The organism is Pseudomonas sp. TWRC1-2, assembly GCF_049896685.1.
In the GTDB taxonomy this organism is placed as follows: Bacteria; Pseudomonadota; Gammaproteobacteria; order Pseudomonadales; family Pseudomonadaceae; genus Aquipseudomonas.
Genome location: NZ_JAFCUU010000001.1, coordinates 623,100 through 640,040, shown reverse-complemented (window position 1 = coordinate 640,040; position 16,941 = coordinate 623,100). Strand labels below are relative to the sequence as shown.

Sequence of the window (16,941 nt, the reverse complement as noted above, 5' to 3'; positions counted from 1 at the left end):
TGTTGGGTTGGTTTTAGATGCCCAACACAATTTCGTCCCTTCTATTTCGCGGCTTTCAGGTTTGTGTGCTGGGTGTGTTGGGTTTGGCGTCGCGCATGCGCATGGGCGACGTTATTTGAACAAACGGCAGCAATATTTTTTTCTTATGCGAGAACCCTTAAACCCAACACACCCAACACACTCGACACATTTGATTTAAGGCTATTGATTTCAAAGGGTTTTAGTTGTGTTGGGTTTGTGTGGGGTATAGCGTTTTTTGTGTCGGGTTCGGTTTTGGGTAGGGGAGCGGTGTGATGATCGAAGAAATTGAAGAGCTCATGCAGCATTGGGGTAACCAGTTCAACCAAGTAGGTGATGGCGTTGGACTGGGCAGCCCCATGGCGACGATCATGGAGTGGGGCGGCTCTGCTCCTCGCGGAACCCCGGGATCTCGCGATCTTATGATGGCCTCCGGTGGTGGGATGGACCACGCTGCAATGGAGGTCGCGGCTGCCCTCGCGGAGCTGGAGCGGCAGTCCGAAAAAGGGGCGTTGCTCGCTAAACTGGCGCGTAATCGCTATTTGCCTCGGCCTGCGTGGTCGGTACGCTCTCAGTTGCCATTGTTGGGCTTGGGAGATGACGCGGATCGGACGTATAGGAACTGGGTCCACGCTTTGCATCAGCAGGTACAGGTGATCTTAACCGTGCGTAGTGCGCCAGGTCGTGCACGGAATATGCGCGTTAAATCGCCGGAAACTGATCTGACTCGAGCGTCAACAGTTGTCCGCATGAGATCTTGCTGACTGCCGCTCGTCTGGAGGGATTGCCTCAAAGCTGCGTCAAAGTGAGTCAAAGGTGCGTCGAGCGTATCAACCGAAAAACACCACTTTTCGTTTTTTCCGGAGCAGGGTAAAAAGCCCCCACGATATGGAATTTGCGCCTTGGCGCTCCCCGAGCACGTGCTGTGCACTCCGTCCTGGCGTTTGTCATGACACTGAAACCCTGCCCCCCGGCGGGGTTTTCTTTTTTGTTTTCGGCACACTCCTTCACTTGAGGCACAACATGACAAATGAGCAGCAAGCGCTGGCAGAGATGCCGATCTGGTTAGTAATCGTTCTGGCCCTGGTCGGCGGTGTTTCGGGGGAGATGTGGCGAGCCGATAAGGACGGGGCGCGGGGCTGGGCATTGTTACGCCGCCTCGCGTTGCGATCCGGTGCCTGTATTGCCTGCGGTGTGACCGCGATGATGTTGATGATTGCCGCCGGCATGTCGATCTGGACGGCAGGCGCTTTGGGTTGCCTGACCGCGATGGCCGGCGCCGATGTCGCCATCGGCCTTTACGAACGCTGGGTCGCCAAGCGGCTGGGCGTCAGTGAAGTGTCCGCCGAATCGAATCGCTCTGAATAGCTCCCACCCCAGCCATTTATTAACCAGGTGTCCAGAAATGAATGTATCCAGGCAGCAGCAGATGCTTGCAGGGCAATCTTCTATTGCTCAAAAAATCTTTGGTTATGTACCGATCCAAACGAGCTGGAGCGTTCCCGCTATCCACGCCGCCGTTCAGGCAGCAAAAGCCACTGGTGCCACAGCCCCTGCAATACGCCGTGCTCTTGGCGAGCTCAAAGACGCCGGTCTTATCCGCGAGCCAGTAGCCGGAAAGTTTCAGCGTGATGCCGCCACCCCAAAACCAAAGAAGGAGCAAGTCGTGACTCAGGTAGCCAAGCAGACCATTGTTTCGATCAAGAAGCCTGAGGGCGCATTGGATGTGCTGGCGGCACTGTCTGGTGAGGTGGTGAGTCTTTCGGAAGAGTTCAGCAAGCGCATGAAGGCGTTGGCTGGCCGTATTGAAGAGGTAGCTCTATCGGTTGAGGCTGAGCGCGAAAGTAATGCTGAAGCCATCGTCAAAGCCAGACGCCTGCAAGAGGCACTCCGGGAATTTGCGTAAGCACTCGGTTTTGTGAACCCCGGACCTTCACGCGTGCTGGTGTCGACGAAGCGCCCCCCCTGTGGCGAGCAGGGATGATGCACCGTTTCGGGGCGCCGAAAATCGCCGGGGACCCTGGAGGCATCCGAGGGACACGGGGCATGAAACCCGCGGGAAAGCGTTAGCGGCAGGCCCGCCAGCTTACTGAAATTCAATCCATTGAAATTGAAAGGTTTCCATTGAAAAGCCGTTGAAAAGGAGGGCTTATGACAGATCCACTGTTCCTGTCTAAAAGCGCTTTCGCGGTTCGCATCGGCAGGACGCCGAGCTACATCACCTGGCTGAAAGACAACAACCGCTTGGTGCTGTCGCCGGATAGCAAGAAGGTCGACGTGCTGGCAACAGAAGCGCTGATCCTCGAAACCGCCGACCCCAGCAAGGCCGCAGTCGCGGCTCGACACCAGCAAGACCGGCTCCAGCGTGACGTTTACAGCCAATTGTCCCCCATGGTCGAGCCGACTAACACGGCTGCGCCGCCGCAGCCTGCTGGCGCGAAGAGCGGGCAGCCTGACTTCCAGAAGGCCCGCGCACACCGCGAGTACTACCTAGCCCAACTGGCCGAAGCCGAGTTTCACAAGGTGCAGGGTTCGCTGGTGGAGATGAAAGCAGTCACCACCGGGGCTTACAACGCCGGACGCATGCTGCGCGATCAGTTGCTCAGCATGCCCCCGCAACTAGCGCCCGAACTGGCGGCGATGTCCGACCCTTGGGAGATTGAGCAGCACCTGACCAAGGCGCTGCGGCTGTCCCTAGAAGAGGCCGAGCGCATGTCTTCGGCTGACCTTGAACGCGATCTGATCACTACGAGTTAACCCATGCAAACGGAAAAACCTGACGGCGCTGAGGTGTATCGTGAGGCGTATTTCCGTGGGCTGCGTCCAGACCCCAGCCTCTGGGTGGACGAGTGGGCCGACGAGTACATGCGCATTCCGCGTGATACAGGCGCCGCCGAGCCTGGTAAATACCGCACCGGGCGAACGCCCTACGCACGCGAGCCGATGCGCTGCCTGTCACCGGCTCACCCGTGCAAGCGCGTGGTTACCATGGTCGCCTCGCAGTTGATGAAAACCCAGATCGCCTTGAACTGGATCGGCGCGCTGATCCACATGGTGCCGTCGAACATTCTCACACTGCTGCCCAGCCTGGGCTTGGCAAAGCGGGTGTCGTCGCGGATCGGCAAGACCATCAAGGCCACCCCGGTGCTGCGCGAACGTGTGGCGGCGAGCCGCTCGCGGGATTCGCGCAATACCATGGACACCAAGGAGTTCGAGGGCGGCTCGCTGTACGTCACCACAGCCGGCTCTGCGGCCAACTTGGCCGAGCTGTCGGCGCGCTACGTGTACGGCGATGAGATTGACCGCTGGGAAGTCGACGTAGGCGAAGAGGGCGACCCCATCGAACTGGCGGAAACGCGGGGCAGTACCTTCGGGCGTAATGCCAAGTTCTACTTCTCCAGTTCGCCGACGATCAAAGGCGCCTCGCGCATCGACGATCTGTTCGAGGGTAGTGACCAGCGTTACTACTACGTGCCGTGCCCAACGTGCGGGCACATGCAAACCCTGGAGTGGGAGCGGTTGCATTACTCCCAGGACTTCAGCGTCGTGCATTATGAGTGCGCCGGGCCTGACTGCGACGTGCTTATCGAGGAGCATCACAAGGGCGACATGCTCGCCCGTGGTGAGTGGCGTGCCCACGCCAAGGGCGATGGAGAGACGGTCGGCTTCCACCTCAACGCACTGTATTCACCGTTGGGTTGGACAGGCTGGAAGTCGCTGGCGAAGCAATTCGAGAAGGCGAAAAAGGCACAGGCCAAGGGCGACCTTGAGCCCATGCAGGTGTTCTACAACACCCGTCTGGCTAAGGTGTGGGACAGCGCGCAAGAGCAAACCAAGGCATCGGTGCTGATCGAGCGGGCGCGCCGGGAAGGCTTCTCCCTCGGTGCGATGCCCGCAGCCGTGATGATGATCACGGGCGCTGTTGACGTGCAGGCTGATCGCTTGGAGTTCATGGCAATGGGCTGGGGCGTCGGCATGGAGCGCTGGGTCATCGATCACCGTGTGATCGCGGGCGACCCCTCGGACGAACGCACCTGGGCGGTGCTGGATGAGCTACTGAAAGAGCGGTACCGGCATCCGTGCGGTGTCGCCTTGGGCATTCTCGCGGTTGCGGTCGACTCCGGTGGTCATCACACCGACGAGGTCTACCAGTTCTGCCGCGTGCGGCGCTGGCGCAACATCTTCGCCATTAAGGGCGCGAGCAAGCCCGGTAAGCCGGTAATCGCTCAGCGGCCGTCCATGGTCGATGTGACCTGGAAGGGCCAGACCGAACGCGGCGGCGCCGAGCTGTGGTTTGTCGGTACCGACACTGCAAAGGATTGGATCTACAACCGCTACCCGTTTGAATCCGGACCCGGCGCACTGCACTTTGCCAACGATCTGCCGGACGAGTTTTTCGCCCAGTGCGTGGCCGAGCGCAAGGTCGCCAAGTACGTGCGGGGTCACAAGCGCATCGAGTGGATCAAGGGCAAGGCCGAGCGCAACGAAGCCCTCGATTTGATGGTGTATTGCCTGGCTATGGCGCATTACCTCGGAATCAACCGGTATCAGGAACACGACTGGGACCGGGTACGTAACTCGTTGGCCCAGGCCGGTTTGTTCGATGAAAAGGTGGTCGCCGCGGAACGTATCACGGTTGCTGAGCAGGCTCCCGCGACACCGCAAGTGACGCCGCAACCCGTTGCCCCTGTCGCCCAACCCCGACCCGCTGCACCCCCACAACGCCGCAGCTCCACCAGCGGTTACCTGAAGAGACGCTGATATGTCATTTACTCCCAAGCACCTCGAAGCCATCGAGCGCGCCATCGCACGCGGTGAAAAAACCGTGCGTTACAGCGACCGTACGGTGGAATACCGATCCATCGACGAACTGCTCAAGGCCCGCGACGAGATCCGCACGTCACTGACCAACGCTGCCGGACCTCGCTCTCGTGTGGTTCGCCTCATGCATGGAGGCAAAGGACTCTAATGGCACGACACTATCCGACGCTGACCCGTAATGGATTCTTGCTGCCGTCGAACATCAAGGCCAGTTACGAAGGCGCGGGTGAGGGCCGACGCTCGGCCAGTTGGGAAGCCACCGACAACGGCATCAACAGCATCAACACTCCGGCCCTGCGTAACTTGCGGGCGCGTTCACGGGCGGCGGTGCGCAATGACCCGTACGCCTTCAATGTCATCGACAAGCGCGTCAGCAACCTGATCGGCACCGGCATCACGCCCAGGCCGACCACGGATGACGCTGCACTGCGCAAACTCCAGCAGCAGTTGTGGGACGACTGGGTTGACGAAGCGGACGCCGATGAGCTGACCGACTTCTACGGCATGCAGGCCCTGGTAGCGCGCACCGTTGAAACGGCCGGTGAGTGCTTCGTGCGGTTGCGGCCGCGCAGCCTCAGTGAGGGCTTAGCGGTGCCGCTGCAGCTGCAGGCGCTGGCACCTGAGTTTGTCCCGCACGACAAGTTCGAAACAGCCAAAAACGGCAACGTGATTCGCGCCGGGATCGAGTTCAATCCGGGCGGCAAGCGTGTGGCGTACTGGATGTATTTGTCGCACCCACGTGATTCATCGTCGTTAAACGTCGGTTACAACCAGTTGGTGCGGGTACCGGCGGCGCAGGTGCTGCATATCTTCGAACCGATGGAGCCAGGGCAACTGCGCGGTGTACCGCGCTTGTCCCCGGTGTTGAAACGCCTGCGAAGTCTGGATAACTACGATGACGCGGTGTTGTTCCGCCAGGAAGTAGCAAACCTCTTTGCCGGCTTCATCAAGCGTCCTGCACCTGAGGCCGGACCGCAAGCGCGCAACCCGGTGACCGGAGAGCTGCTGGTCACAGACCGCGACGGCTTCACCCCAATGGTCGCGCTGGAGCCTGGCACCATGCAGGAGCTGGGACCAGGTGAAGAGGTGGAATTCTCCAAGCCACCGGACGCCGGCAACAACTACCCGGACTTCATGCGGCAGCAACTGATGGCGGCGGCGGCGGGTTCGGGCACGCCCTACGAGATCCTTACCGGTGATATGCGCGAGGTCAACGACCGGGCACTGCGGGTGGTGCTCAACGAGTTCCGGCGACGCCTGGAGCAGCTGCAATTCGGCGTTTACGTGCATCAGCTCTGTCGCCCGGTGCGTGCCGCCTGGATGGACATGGCAGTGCTGTCCGGCGCGCTGGTGCTGGAGGACTACGCGCAACGTCGGCGGGAATACCTGCGTACACGTTGGGTGCCTCAAGGCTGGGCCTACATTCAGCCGGTGCAGGACGTACAGGCGCGGCAGATGGAGGTACGAGCGGGCTTTGCCTCGCGTAGCGAGATGGTGCTGCGTACCGGCTACGACGCGGAAACGGTCGACACGGAAAACGCCGCTGATCTCGCCAGGGCCACGGACCTTGGACTCAACTATTCGACTCTTGAAGCCATCGAGGTCATCGATGACAAGGAACAACCATGAGCAAAAAAACGAAACCCCGCGTTTATGACAAGGCCGGTAAGCAGGTCAAGGTCGCCGATAAGAGCTGGTATACCTTCCAGGCCAGCGGAGAGGCTGAGCAACGCAGCATCGAGATCTTTGTTTACGGCGAGATCGGCGCCTGGGGCGTTACCGCCAATCAGTTCGTGCAGGATCTGCGCGCCATGGATGACGGGGTGTCGCCTGTGACCGTTGCGTTCAACAGCATCGGCGGCGATCTGTTCGACGGCTTGGCGATCCATAACGCATTGTCGCGACTGGGCGAGCGCTGTACCGGGCGCATTGATGCCCTGGCGGCGAGCGCGGCCAGTGTCGCAGTGTGCGGCGCTCACCGAGTGGTGATCGCAGCCAATGCCATGTTGATGATCCACAACCCCTACACCTTTACCGGTGGTGATGCCGAGGACTTCCGGCGTGTCGCCGACGTGCTGGACCAGACCCTGGAAGCGATCATCGCGGCCTACAAGGCCAAGGCGCCGGACATCGACGAAGCCGAGCTGCGGCGCATGGTCAATGCTGAAACCTGGCTCACGGCCAACGAAGCGGTGGCACTGGGCCTGGCTGATGAAGTCGGCGATGGCCTCAAGGTTAGCGCCTGTCTTGGACAGGGCAGTGTGTTGCAGCGCTACCAGAATGCCCCGGCTGAATTGCTGGCCCAGTTGGACGAAGAGCCGGATGTTGAGCCGACTGATCCTGTAAACCTTCCGGATCCAGAACCCGTACTGGACGCGGCCGGATTGGCGTTGATGGTCACCAAGGGTTGTGCGGCGGCAGGCATCAGCAACCTGGTGGACCCGATACTCGCTTCGACGAAGCTGGAAAGCGAAGCGGTAGTCACGGCGGCGCTGACCAAAGCGAAAGCACTGCACGGCCTCTGTGTCGCGGCACGATTGCCGGAACTGACCGGCGAGTTCCTGGCCGCTGGCCTGGATGAAGCTGCAGTCAGAGCGCGCCTGTTTGACAAGCTGGTAGGCAGCGGTGGCGGTTTTGAAATCAACAACAGCCTGCCGCTGGACAATGATCCTGCACCCACTGTAAAGGCCAAACAGGTCGACAGTAATTCAATCTGGGCAAGCCGGCAGGCAGCGCAGAACGGAACCTCGAAAGGAGTAAGAACGTGAAAATCGAATCGATGCACGCGGGCGAGTTCCTGCTTTCCGAAGGCCCCGGCACCATCTCACGCGAAGCGATCAACGTCGCCGCCGGGCCGGCGTTGGAGCCGGGCCAGATCCTTGGGCGGGTGACCGCTACGGGCGAGTTTGCACCCTATCAGCCGACAGCTGAGGACGGATCTGAAAACGCCATCGCGATCCTCTACGGCCCGCTGGGGCAGTCTGATGTGGTTCGTCGCGGCCGCGCCATCGTGCGTCAGGCCGAAGTCAGCGAAGTCCATTTGACCGGCCTCGACCCCGCAGCCGAAAAGGCCTTGGCCGCCCATTTCGTGATCGTCCGTTAAGACGTTCACCTCATTTATCCATCCCGCCGAGTGCGGGATTTTTCGTTTCTGGAGAGTACCCCATTGCCGATATCGCCATTTTTGAAGACGATGCATTCAGCGTCTCCTCGCTGACCGCTGCAATCAATGAGCAGGAATACCTGCCGGGCCGCATCAGCAGTCTTGGCCTGTTCCGCGAAGAGGGCATCAGCACGCTGACCGTGCAGATCGAGAAAGATGGCGACACCCTTGCGCTGGTGCCAGCCGGCGAGCGTGGTACCTCGGGCCTGGTAGTGGCTGGATCCAAGCGTCACATGATCCCGTTTAACACCGTGCACTTGCCACAGCGCTTCACTATCAAGGCCGACGAGATTCAAGGTATTCGCGCCTTCGGTACCCGAAGTGAACTGCAGGCGGTGCAAGATGTGGTCAACAAGCGCCTGGCAAAAGCACGCCGCCAGTTAGACGCCACTCACGAATTTCAACGCATGGGCGCTCTGAACGGTCAGGTGCTTGATGCAGACGGTAAGACTGTTCTGCTGGATATCTACAAGACGTTTGGCGTCACCCGCAAAAGGCTGTCGATGGGGTTGAACGATCCTAAGACAGAGCTGCGAGTCCGTGCCGGAGAGGCTCTCGATCTGCAGGAAGACGCGCTGGGTAGTATCACCAGTTCCGGCTCCCGTGCGCTCTGCGGGAAAAACTTCTGGAACTCGCTGGTCTCCCACGAATCGGTAAAATTAACGTACCTCAACACCATTCAAGCCGCTTCTCTGCGCGGCGATGCCCGTGAAAGCTTCGAGTTCGGCGGGATTGTCTGGGAGCGATATCGCGGCAAGGTGGCCGGTGTTTCTTTCATCCACGATGACAAGGCATTGTTGATTCCCGAAGGCGTGCCAGATCTGTACATCTCGACGTTCGCGCCGGCCGACTACATGGAAACGGTCAACACCGAAGGCATTCCGTACTACAGCAAGATCGAGCCGCTGCCCTTCAACAAGGGGGTAGCTGGGGAAGCGCAGTCCAACCCGTTGCATATTTGCACGCGGCCGTTGGCGCAGATTCTGCTGGAAATGTGACCGTGGCCTTCCGCGATCTGATTGACGACATCGACGAGGTGGTCTTCGAAACACTGGGCGATAGCGCACGGATTGAGGGCCGCGAAGAGCCGGTGCTTGGTATGTTTGCCGCGCCTTGGTTGCAGCCGAAGCTCGGCAAGCTCAACACCGGCTTGCGTGAGCCTCGGTTTGAGATCCGCGTCAGCGATTCGGAAGGCTTGAAACGCGGGCTGCTGGTCAGCGTCGACTTGCCCGCCTTGGACGGCGGCGGCGATTACGACTTGCTGCAGCTGGAACCGAGCGGCGACGGCCTGGTTGCCTTGATCTTGAGGTTACGCCCATGAGTATCGGTAGCTACTTAAAACCCTCGTCTGGTGGCGGGATGATCTCCATCCAGTCATCGGCCGCCGATCTGCAAGCGTTTCAGGACTTCGCCAAGGTGGTGCCGAAGGCGGCGGCCACAGCGCAACGTCGAGCAATCAACAAGACCCTCGGTTGGCTGCGCACGCACATCGCCCGGGCGGTCAGTCGTCAGGAGCGCATTGCCGTCGCGGCGGTGCGTCAGCGGTTGCGTAGTTACCCGGTGTCCGGTGGGGCTGCAAGCGGCAAGCTGTGGTTCGGTTTGAATGCCATCGAATCCAGCCGGATCGGCCGCGCAAGGCAGACCGGTACCGGCGTTTCGGTCGCCGGCCGGCGTTACCAGGGCGCCTTCTTGAAAAAGGTCTACGGCGACAAAGCCGACATCTGGATTCGTACCGCGAGCAAGCATTTCAACGCGGATGACTATCCCGATAGCACGGTGTCACCCGGTCGCGGTGCGAGTTCGGGATGGGTCGCCGAACATGGCAGCCGCTTTCCGTTGGCCAAGGCAAAAGTGTCATTGGAGCAAGCCCGTCCCCACTTTGAAAGTTGGGTACAAAAGGCCGATGAACGCTTACTGGAGATACTGAGACAGGAACTCAACTTTGAGATACAAAAATACCTCAAGAGGAGCGGGTAATGGCTGACGAACCTTTTAGCCTGAGCCACTTGTACCAAGCGGTCGAGCAACACCTGGCTACCCATTTGGCCGGGGTTCAGGCTGTAAGCGTCTGGCCGAATATTCAAGACCGGGTCTCGTTGCCAGCGGTGTTCCTAGAGCTGGCTGAGATTGAGCCAGGTGCAGATATCGGCACTGGCGAAACCACTTTGGTGTGCAAGTTTGAGGCACGCATCATTGTTGACCCGATCAGTCCTCGTCATCAGCAGCAAGCGGTGCATCTGGCAACCCAGCTCGCCGTTCTACTGCGGGCGCAGACCTGGGGGCTAGAAGTCGAACCGGCCGAGTTCGTCCAGGCCGTGCAAGATTGGACTCAGCCCATGCTGGATGGTTACACGGTCTGGCTGGTGGAGTGGACGCAGCAGGTGTACCTCGGCCCCGAGGAATGGCCTTGGCCTGATCAGCCCCCGGGTTCGCTGTTGTTCGGGTTTAACGACGATTTCAAAGAGGACTTTGTGCCGGCGGCGGCCATATGAGTAGCTATGCCAGCGCCCAGCATGACCGCATGCTCGCGGGAGTGGTCAAAGATTGTTTTGTGGTGGCGGTCGACTTGACTGCATCTCCGCCGGTATGTCGGGTTTCCGACGGCGAATGGACTAGCGCCTGGGTGCGTTGGCACAGCATCGCTGCCGGCAAGGCCAGGCATTGGAGGGCTCCGTCTCTGGGCGAGCAGGGGACATTGGTCAGTGCCAGCGGTGATGTGTCACAGGGCACGTTCATTTCGGGCTTGTACGGCAATGCCGGCCCTCCGCCGGATAACCGCGATCATGTGGAAGTCTGGCGGTTTGATGATGGCGGTTCGCTGATCTACGACTGGCAAGCCAAGAGCTACAGCATCAATCTGCCCACCGGCACGGTAACCATAAAAGTCGCCAGCACCGAGGCGGTCATCACGGACAGCGCCGTGAACGTGACCACCGGCAACATCAACCTCAAAGCGGCGGTGACCATCGACGGTGCGTTACACGTTACGAAGGGCATCACCAGTGCCGGCGCGATTATCGACGCGGGTGGCAACAGCAACCACCACACGCATTAATCTCAACTTACAAGAGCCCACCCAGTGTGGGCTTTTTCATATCTGGAGTTTGCCTTATGAGTAAGTCAAGGGTTGACGGCGAATCTGCGGCCGTCAGCGAAGTTGTTGTAGTGCCGGAATTGAAAGCAGCGCCGGTGGCTCTTCCTGTTCCTGCTGGCTCGGTTGAATCCATTGGCCCCGCGCGCGTTTTTCGCGACAAGGTTTTCACCTCGCGCACCTTGATCATGCCAAGCGGCATTCAGCTGCCTGTCGTTGCCAGTCGTGTTACCGCTTGCGGCGATGATCAATATGCGTTTTTGAAAGCGCATCCAGAGCTTGAGCAATTGCAGGAGTAATTCAATGATCGGAATGGACCGCCATACCGGCCAACCCATTTCCGGCATCGCGCATTTGCGCCAAAGCGTACCCGATATTTTGGGCACGCCATTGGGCAGTCGCCGGCATCGGCCGGACTACGGCAGCCATCTCCGGCGGTTCGTTGACTTGCCCGTTAATGAAGGCTGGAAAAGCGCTGTACAGGCCGAGGTCGCCCGCGCCTTGGGGCGCTGGGAGCCGCGCATGAAACTGGATCAGGTACGAGTCATTTCCGTTGTCGGCGGGCAAATCAACCTGAAAGTCGTCGGGCAGTACCTGGGCGATGGCGTCACGCTGGAGGTGGCCGCATGAGTATCGTGGATCTGTCGTCGTTGCCGGCGCCGACCGTGTTGGAGCCGCTGGACTTCGAAGAGGTTTATCAGGAAGGGCTGGCGGTGTTTCGCGGTTATATGGGCGGCAACTGGACTGCCGCGCTTGAAAGCGATCCGGTGGTCAAGGTGCTGGAGGTTGGCGCATACATCAAGGTTGGCAACCGTGCCCGGGTTAATGACGCTGGCAAAGCGGTGTTGCTGGCACATGCCATACGCGGCGACCTCGATCACCTGGGGGCCAACGTCAATGTAAAGCGCCTGGTCATTCAGGCCGAGGATCTGCTGGCGGTGCCACCGGTGCCTGAGGTCATGGAGGATGACGACCCGTTTCGTGAGCGCATCCAGTTGGCCTATGAGGGGCTGACCACGGCCGGCCCGCGAAACAGCTACATCCTGCATGCGCGTAACGCCTCGGGGTTGGTCGCGGACGCCACGGCCGAAAGTCCGGCGCCTTGTTACGTTACCGTAACGGTGCTGGGTTTGGAGGGGCAGGGCGTGGCGCCACCGGAGCTGCTGGCCACCGTGGCCGCCGCACTGAATGACGACAATGTGCGGCCGGTGTGTGATCGGGTGACCGTGCAGAGCGCCCAGGTGATCCCTTACCAAATTCAGGCAATTCTGCACATGACCGGCGCCGGTCCCGAAGCGGATGCCAGTTTGGCCGAGGCAAAGAGTCGGTTGGCGGCCTGGATCAACCCGCGCAAACGGCTGGGCGTTGAGGTCGCACGCTCCGGCGTAGACGCTCAGTTGCACGTTGCCGGCGTTTCCCGGGTTGAGCTAGTCGGCTGGCAGGACTTGTCCCCGACCAAGGCTCAGGCGGCGTACTGCACGGGCTACACCGTGACGCTGGCGGGCTGATATGAAAAGCCTACTGCCGATCAACAGCACGCAACTGGAACGCGCCATGGAGGCGACGTTTTTTGAGAAAACGATTGTCCCGCTGCGCGACCTCTACAACGCGGATACCTGCCCGGTGCATTTGCTGCCGCACCTGGCCTGGGCGTGGTCGGTGGATCGCTGGGACTACCGATGGCCGGAGGCGGTCAAGCGGGCGGCCATTAAGGCCTCTTACTACATCCATGCCCACAAGGGGACCATCGGCGCGCTGCGCCGCGTGGTCGAGCCCCTGGGTTACCTGATCGAGATTATCGAGTGGTTCAACATGAAGCCCGAAGGGGTGCCAGGCACCTTTGCGCTGAAGGTTGGTGTGTTGGACACCGGTATCACCGAGGAAATGTATCAGGAGCTGGAGCGGCTTATTGATGACGCCAAGCCCGTCAGCCGGAAACTGACGGGGCTGGCCATCAGCCTGGAAACCACCGGCGGCATCAATGTTTTTGCCGGTGTGTATGACGGCGACGAGATTGATGTTTATCCGCCTGTATTGCAGGACATTGAAGTCACAGGCGTTATCGGCGGCGCAGGGCGTGAGCATTCCATTGACGCGCTGGATATTTACCCGCCTTCAAGCGGCGTTATCTCGGTTGACTGCGTTACCGGGGTATCTGCCCGCGAACATTCCATAGACTTTTTGGACGTATATCCATGATTGATGCCAATTCAAAGTTCTACGCCATCCTGACTGCGGCCGGGGAGGCCAAGCAGGTCAAGGCCGATGCAGGTTTGCTGACGTGGAAAATCACCCACATGGCGGTGGGTGATGCCAATGGCCTCGATCCATTGCCAGACCGCATGCAAAAGGTGTTGATCAACGAGCGGCGCCGCGCTCCTTTGAACTCGCTGGCTCCCGATCCTGCTAACCCGGCCATCTTGGTCGCCGAGCAGGTTATTCCTGCCGACGAGGGCGGTTTCTGGGTGCGGGAGCTGGGGCTGTTTGATGCAGACGGTGACCTGGTGGCCATTGCCAACTGTGCCCCTAGCTTCAAGCCAAAGCTCTCCCAAGGCTCAGGGCGCACGCAAACGCTGCGCATGAATTTTGTGGTGAGCAGCGCAAGTAACATCGTGCTGACCATTGACCCGGCCGTGGTCCTGGCGACACGCAAATACGTCGACGACTCGGTCAGCAATGCAGTCAACCGGCTGGACACCAAGCAATCAGTGTTGGTGGCCACGACGGGGCCAATGGTGCTGGCCGGTGTGCAAGTGATTGATGGCTTGGCCGCTCCCGCTGGCTCTCGCGTGCTGGTGAAGAATCAAGACCAGCCGAAGGATAACGGCCTGTACCTGGTCAGCGCTGATAGTTGGGTTCGCACTGTCGACGCTGATACCAGCGACAAAGTAACGCCGGCATTGCTGGTCAGCGTTGAGCGGGGCACGGTCAATGCTGACACTCAGTGGCAGTTAGTGACGGATGCGCCAATTGTGCTGGGCAATACCGCGTTGAGCTTTCGTAACATCCTGGCTGGCTTGATGGGCAATTTTGCCGGTAGCCGCACCGTGGCGCAGAGTCGCGCCCTGACAGTTGATGAACGGGGGATGCGTATTGAGTTGGCGGCCGGGGTGGTGGCCACGTTGCCGCTGACAACCTCTGTGCCAGAAGGCACGGCCTATTTGCTGTCAGCAGGTCCGACGTCGACCACCTCTAAGCTCGCTACTGCCAATGGCGATCAGTTCGCCATGAACAACCTCGCGGTGCCGACCCCTTACACGTTCTCGCCAGGCGGCGACGTGATTGTGGTTCGCGAGGGCAGCGTCTGGCGTGGGCACTGCGGCAGTGAAACGCTGAAGACTTCAAAGATGTTCAGCGCTTCGCTGGCAACGCCTGGGTACCAGTTTCTGCCAAGTGGTTTGATTGAGCAATGGGGGGAAATCACCACGACGGGGGCTAACGAACCGGTCACGGTGACTTTTCCGCTGGCGTTCCCCACTGCGTGTTTTCACTTCATCGCGGCCGCCTCTAGTAGTCCGGTAGGGTACGTGGGGGGGGAGGCGCGAGGTAAAGAGCGGGGTGTAGTCACCAGCTCAGCAACCGTGCCACAAGTCTTGTACTGGCGCGCACTCGGAAAATAAGGATGGCACCATGCTTTATTACTCAGCCCAAACCGGCGGCTTTTACGACGATGAAATTCACCGGTCGATACCAGCCGATGCAGTCAACATTACGCAGGATCAGCACACGGCGTTGTTAACAGGGGAGGCAGCGGGCCGGATAATTTTTGCCGGTGAAAAGGGCTTCCCGGTCTTGGTCGATCCTGAGCCGCTTTCTGACGAAGCTTTGAGTGCGCAGGCAAGGCAATGGCGAGATAGCGAGATTGATAGCCTCAAATGGTTGCGCGAGCGTCACCGTGATGAAGTCGACGCGGGCCGTGCCACAACCTTGACCGCCGCTCAGTCCGGCGAATTGATTGATTACGTTCAACAGTTGCGCGACTGGCCAGCCGTTGAAGGGTTTCCGGCGAGCAAGACCAAGCCGCTACGGCCCAACTGGATCGACCAGCAAACTCAATAACGCCCCGCCTTGTCGGGGCGTTTTGCATTCCCGTTACGCGTAACACAAACACCCCTCCCAGCCTCGCTTAAGCGGGGCTTTTTCGTTCTTGGAGATTGAACGATATGAGTTTCTATCACGGCGTCACCACGACTTCGGTTGATACCGGCGCACGCACTATCTCGCTGCCCTCGTCGTCGATCATTGGGTTGTGCAGCACCTTCACCCCGGGCGTCCTCGGCGGCGGCACCGCCAAGGCCGGCGAGCTGAAGTTGATCACCACCGAGCGCGAAGCCATTGCCGCCTTCGGCGCTGACTCGGCTATTACCAAGGCCTGTAAGGCGATCTATGCCAAAGCCAAGGCGGTGATCGTGGCCATCGGCGTGCCGAAGATGGAAGACGCGGCGCTGCAAACCTCGGCGATCATTGGTGGCGTTCTGGTCTCTGGTCAGCGTACCGGCTTGCAAGCTTTGCTCGATGGCAAAAGTCTGTTCAACGCGCAGCCGCGGCTGCTGATCGCGCCAGGCCACACGGCCACTCAGGCGGTGGCCACCGCGCTCGATAGCCTGGCGCAGAAGCTGCGCGCTATCGGCATTATCGACGGGCCTGGCACCACGGACGAGGCCGCCATGGCGTACGCGAAGAACTTCGGCAGCCGTAACCTGTTCATGGTTGACCCTGGTGTGCAGTACTGGGACACCGAACTCAGCAAGACCGTGGATGCCCCGGGTTCAGCTTGGGCGGCGGGTTTGTTTGCCTGGACCGATGCGGAGTACGGCTTTTGGGCTTCGCCGTCGAACAAGGAGTTTACCGGCATCACCGGCACGACCCGGGCCGTGGAGTATCTGGACGGTGACGCGACGTGCCGGGCCAACCTGCTGAATAACGCCAATATCACGACGATCATCCGCGACGACGGTTATCGCTTGTGGGGTAACCGCACGCTGTCGAGCGATCCTAAGTGGGCGTTCGTCACACGCGTTCGTACGCTGTTCATCCTCATGGATGCGGTGCAGGCCGGCCACAAGTGGGCCGTAGACCGCTCGATCACCAAGACCTACGTAACGGATGTCACCAATGGCCTGGAAGCGTTCATGCGCGACCTCAAGGCCCAGGGCGCAATTATCAACTTCGAAGTGTTCCCGGACACCGAGCTGAACACGGCCAGCCAAATTGCCCAGGGCAAGGTGTATTGGCGCATCCGTTTTACCGACGTGCCGCCGGCTGAAAACCCGAATTTCCTTTTCGAAGTCACCGATCAGTGGATGACCGAAGTTCTTGAAGCAGCCTAAGAGACCACGCAGATGATTCCTCAAACTTTGTACAACACGAACCTGTTTGTTGACGGCGTTAACTTCTCCGGTGACGTGCCCAGCTTGACGCTGCCCAAGCTGACCAGCAAGACCGACGAGTATCGCGGTGGCGGTATGGCCGGTGCCATTGAGATGGACCAAGGCCTGGAAAAAATGGAAGCGTCCTTTATTACCAAAGGCGTGCGCCGTGAGTCGCTGAAGTACTTCGGCCTGGCCGATGGCACTGCATTCAATTCGACGTTCCGGGGCGCCTTCAGGGGGCAAAAAGGTGCGGTGACGGCGGTTATCGCCACCTTGCGTGGTCGGCTCAAAGAGGTCGACCCGGGCGACTGGAAAGCGGGTGATTCGGCCGAGATCAAACACGCCATCGCGGTTGCTTACTACAAGCTCGAAATCGACGGGCGCCTCATGTACGAAATCGACATGGTCGCTGGCGTTCAGGTGATCGACGGCAAAGACCAACTCCTCGAAGTGCGCACCGCGCTCGGCCTGTAAGG

At 59.9% G+C, this 16,941-nt stretch carries 22 protein-coding genes; all 22 read left to right on the top strand.

All coding sequences use genetic code 11. From position 1 onward, the window contains the following. Window positions 1–293: 293 nt before the first annotated feature. On the top strand, window positions 294–782 hold the full coding sequence (locus ACP7B3_RS02840) for a hypothetical protein (protein WP_426177719.1): 489 nt from the start codon (window positions 294–296) through the stop codon (window positions 780–782). Between the two features lie 259 nt (window positions 783–1,041). After that, window positions 1,042–1,386, top strand: a complete 345-nt coding sequence (locus ACP7B3_RS02835; protein ID WP_047541828.1) for a phage holin family protein — start codon at window positions 1,042–1,044, stop codon at window positions 1,384–1,386. A gap of 37 nt (window positions 1,387–1,423) precedes the next feature. Continuing rightward, entirely contained in the window at window positions 1,424–1,924 is a 501-nt protein-coding gene (locus ACP7B3_RS02830) for a hypothetical protein (protein WP_069023711.1), read from the top strand. A 245-nt stretch (window positions 1,925–2,169) separates the two neighbouring features. Further along, window positions 2,170–2,775 carry a terminase small subunit gene (locus ACP7B3_RS02825; protein ID WP_426177717.1) on the top strand — a complete coding sequence of 202 codons (606 nt, stop codon included), beginning with the start codon at window positions 2,170–2,172 and terminating at the stop codon, window positions 2,773–2,775. A 3-nt stretch (window positions 2,776–2,778) separates the two neighbouring features. Then, window positions 2,779–4,779 carry a phage terminase large subunit family protein gene (locus ACP7B3_RS02820; RefSeq protein WP_426177715.1) on the top strand — a complete coding sequence of 667 codons (2,001 nt, stop codon included), beginning with the start codon at window positions 2,779–2,781 and terminating at the stop codon, window positions 4,777–4,779. Between the two features lies 1 nt (window position 4,780). Continuing rightward, the gene (locus ACP7B3_RS02815) at window positions 4,781–4,987 is read left to right on the top strand and encodes a phage head-tail joining protein (protein WP_056783432.1); all 207 of its coding nucleotides are present in this window, start codon (window positions 4,781–4,783) and stop codon (window positions 4,985–4,987) included. Then, window positions 4,987–6,468 carry a phage portal protein gene (locus tag ACP7B3_RS02810; RefSeq protein WP_426177712.1) on the top strand — a complete coding sequence of 494 codons (1,482 nt, stop codon included), beginning with the start codon at window positions 4,987–4,989 and terminating at the stop codon, window positions 6,466–6,468. The genes ACP7B3_RS02815 and ACP7B3_RS02810 overlap by 1 nt, the downstream gene beginning before the upstream one ends. After that, entirely contained in the window at window positions 6,465–7,607 is a 1,143-nt protein-coding gene (locus ACP7B3_RS02805) for a head maturation protease, ClpP-related (RefSeq protein WP_426177710.1), read from the top strand. The genes ACP7B3_RS02810 and ACP7B3_RS02805 overlap by 4 nt, the downstream gene beginning before the upstream one ends. Window positions 7,608–7,618: 11 nt before the next feature. After that, window positions 7,619–7,942 (top strand): head decoration protein, encoded by a 324-nt coding sequence (locus ACP7B3_RS02800; RefSeq protein ID WP_426178095.1) that lies wholly within the window; start codon window positions 7,619–7,621, stop codon window positions 7,940–7,942. 62 nt (window positions 7,943–8,004) lie between these two features. Next, window positions 8,005–9,000 (top strand): major capsid protein, encoded by a 996-nt coding sequence (locus ACP7B3_RS02795; protein WP_426178093.1) that lies wholly within the window; start codon window positions 8,005–8,007, stop codon window positions 8,998–9,000. 2 nt (window positions 9,001–9,002) lie between these two features. After that, entirely contained in the window at window positions 9,003–9,323 is a 321-nt protein-coding gene (locus ACP7B3_RS02790; protein ID WP_124369982.1) for a head-tail joining protein, read from the top strand. Beyond that, a complete protein-coding gene (locus tag ACP7B3_RS02785; RefSeq protein ID WP_426177708.1) occupies window positions 9,320–9,979 on the top strand; it encodes a hypothetical protein in 660 nt (219 codons plus the stop codon). Before ACP7B3_RS02790 ends, ACP7B3_RS02785 begins: the two co-directional genes overlap by 4 nt. Next, window positions 9,979–10,494, top strand: a complete 516-nt coding sequence (locus tag ACP7B3_RS02780) for a hypothetical protein (RefSeq protein WP_426177706.1) — start codon at window positions 9,979–9,981, stop codon at window positions 10,492–10,494. Before ACP7B3_RS02785 ends, ACP7B3_RS02780 begins: the two co-directional genes overlap by 1 nt. Beyond that, entirely contained in the window at window positions 10,491–11,057 is a 567-nt protein-coding gene (locus tag ACP7B3_RS02775) for a phage baseplate assembly protein V (protein WP_426177704.1), read from the top strand. The genes ACP7B3_RS02780 and ACP7B3_RS02775 overlap by 4 nt, the downstream gene beginning before the upstream one ends. A gap of 56 nt (window positions 11,058–11,113) precedes the next feature. Continuing rightward, window positions 11,114–11,392 carry a hypothetical protein gene (locus ACP7B3_RS02770; RefSeq protein WP_426177702.1) on the top strand — a complete coding sequence of 93 codons (279 nt, stop codon included), beginning with the start codon at window positions 11,114–11,116 and terminating at the stop codon, window positions 11,390–11,392. A 4-nt stretch (window positions 11,393–11,396) separates the two neighbouring features. Then, window positions 11,397–11,723, top strand: coding sequence for a GPW/gp25 family protein (locus ACP7B3_RS02765; RefSeq protein WP_426177700.1), 327 nt, complete (start codon window positions 11,397–11,399; stop codon window positions 11,721–11,723). Then, window positions 11,720–12,601, top strand: coding sequence for a baseplate assembly protein (locus ACP7B3_RS02760; protein ID WP_426177698.1), 882 nt, complete (start codon window positions 11,720–11,722; stop codon window positions 12,599–12,601). Before ACP7B3_RS02765 ends, ACP7B3_RS02760 begins: the two co-directional genes overlap by 4 nt. A gap of 1 nt (window position 12,602) precedes the next feature. Further along, window positions 12,603–13,292, top strand: coding sequence for a phage tail protein I (locus tag ACP7B3_RS02755; RefSeq protein WP_099236022.1), 690 nt, complete (start codon window positions 12,603–12,605; stop codon window positions 13,290–13,292). Beyond that, the gene (locus ACP7B3_RS02750) at window positions 13,289–14,713 is read left to right on the top strand and encodes a phage tail protein (protein WP_426177696.1); all 1,425 of its coding nucleotides are present in this window, start codon (window positions 13,289–13,291) and stop codon (window positions 14,711–14,713) included. The genes ACP7B3_RS02755 and ACP7B3_RS02750 overlap by 4 nt, the downstream gene beginning before the upstream one ends. 10 nt (window positions 14,714–14,723) lie before the next feature. Continuing rightward, the gene (locus tag ACP7B3_RS02745) at window positions 14,724–15,152 is read left to right on the top strand and encodes a tail fiber assembly protein (protein ID WP_058411103.1); all 429 of its coding nucleotides are present in this window, start codon (window positions 14,724–14,726) and stop codon (window positions 15,150–15,152) included. Window positions 15,153–15,256: 104 nt separating this feature from the next. Then, window positions 15,257–16,423 (top strand): phage tail sheath subtilisin-like domain-containing protein, encoded by a 1,167-nt coding sequence (locus ACP7B3_RS02740; protein ID WP_058411102.1) that lies wholly within the window; start codon window positions 15,257–15,259, stop codon window positions 16,421–16,423. A gap of 12 nt (window positions 16,424–16,435) precedes the next feature. Further along, window positions 16,436–16,939 carry a phage major tail tube protein gene (locus ACP7B3_RS02735; RefSeq protein ID WP_058411101.1) on the top strand — a complete coding sequence of 168 codons (504 nt, stop codon included), beginning with the start codon at window positions 16,436–16,438 and terminating at the stop codon, window positions 16,937–16,939. Window positions 16,940–16,941 lie beyond the last annotated feature (2 nt).

Bases quoted from the DNA above. Each gene is read 5' to 3' on its own strand.
- ACP7B3_RS02840 (WP_426177719.1), top strand. From the start codon at position 294: ATGATCGAAGAAATTGAAGAGCTCATGCAGCATTGGGGTAACCAGTTC.
- ACP7B3_RS02835 (WP_047541828.1), top strand. From the start codon at position 1,042: ATGACAAATGAGCAGCAAGCGCTGGCAGAGATGCCGATCTGGTTAGTA.
- ACP7B3_RS02830 (WP_069023711.1), top strand. From the start codon at position 1,424: ATGAATGTATCCAGGCAGCAGCAGATGCTTGCAGGGCAATCTTCTATT.
- ACP7B3_RS02825 (WP_426177717.1), top strand. From the start codon at position 2,170: ATGACAGATCCACTGTTCCTGTCTAAAAGCGCTTTCGCGGTTCGCATC.
- ACP7B3_RS02820 (WP_426177715.1), top strand. From the start codon at position 2,779: ATGCAAACGGAAAAACCTGACGGCGCTGAGGTGTATCGTGAGGCGTAT.
- ACP7B3_RS02815 (WP_056783432.1), top strand. From the start codon at position 4,781: ATGTCATTTACTCCCAAGCACCTCGAAGCCATCGAGCGCGCCATCGCA.
- ACP7B3_RS02810 (WP_426177712.1), top strand. From the start codon at position 4,987: ATGGCACGACACTATCCGACGCTGACCCGTAATGGATTCTTGCTGCCG.
- ACP7B3_RS02805 (WP_426177710.1), top strand. From the start codon at position 6,465: ATGAGCAAAAAAACGAAACCCCGCGTTTATGACAAGGCCGGTAAGCAG.
- ACP7B3_RS02800 (WP_426178095.1), top strand. From the start codon at position 7,619: ATGCACGCGGGCGAGTTCCTGCTTTCCGAAGGCCCCGGCACCATCTCA.
- ACP7B3_RS02785 (WP_426177708.1), top strand. From the start codon at position 9,320: ATGAGTATCGGTAGCTACTTAAAACCCTCGTCTGGTGGCGGGATGATC.
- ACP7B3_RS02780 (WP_426177706.1), top strand. From the start codon at position 9,979: ATGGCTGACGAACCTTTTAGCCTGAGCCACTTGTACCAAGCGGTCGAG.
- ACP7B3_RS02775 (WP_426177704.1), top strand. From the start codon at position 10,491: ATGAGTAGCTATGCCAGCGCCCAGCATGACCGCATGCTCGCGGGAGTG.
- ACP7B3_RS02770 (WP_426177702.1), top strand. From the start codon at position 11,114: ATGAGTAAGTCAAGGGTTGACGGCGAATCTGCGGCCGTCAGCGAAGTT.
- ACP7B3_RS02765 (WP_426177700.1), top strand. From the start codon at position 11,397: ATGATCGGAATGGACCGCCATACCGGCCAACCCATTTCCGGCATCGCG.
- ACP7B3_RS02760 (WP_426177698.1), top strand. From the start codon at position 11,720: ATGAGTATCGTGGATCTGTCGTCGTTGCCGGCGCCGACCGTGTTGGAG.
- ACP7B3_RS02755 (WP_099236022.1), top strand. From the start codon at position 12,603: ATGAAAAGCCTACTGCCGATCAACAGCACGCAACTGGAACGCGCCATG.
- ACP7B3_RS02750 (WP_426177696.1), top strand. From the start codon at position 13,289: ATGATTGATGCCAATTCAAAGTTCTACGCCATCCTGACTGCGGCCGGG.
- ACP7B3_RS02745 (WP_058411103.1), top strand. From the start codon at position 14,724: ATGCTTTATTACTCAGCCCAAACCGGCGGCTTTTACGACGATGAAATT.
- ACP7B3_RS02740 (WP_058411102.1), top strand. From the start codon at position 15,257: ATGAGTTTCTATCACGGCGTCACCACGACTTCGGTTGATACCGGCGCA.
- ACP7B3_RS02735 (WP_058411101.1), top strand. From the start codon at position 16,436: ATGATTCCTCAAACTTTGTACAACACGAACCTGTTTGTTGACGGCGTT.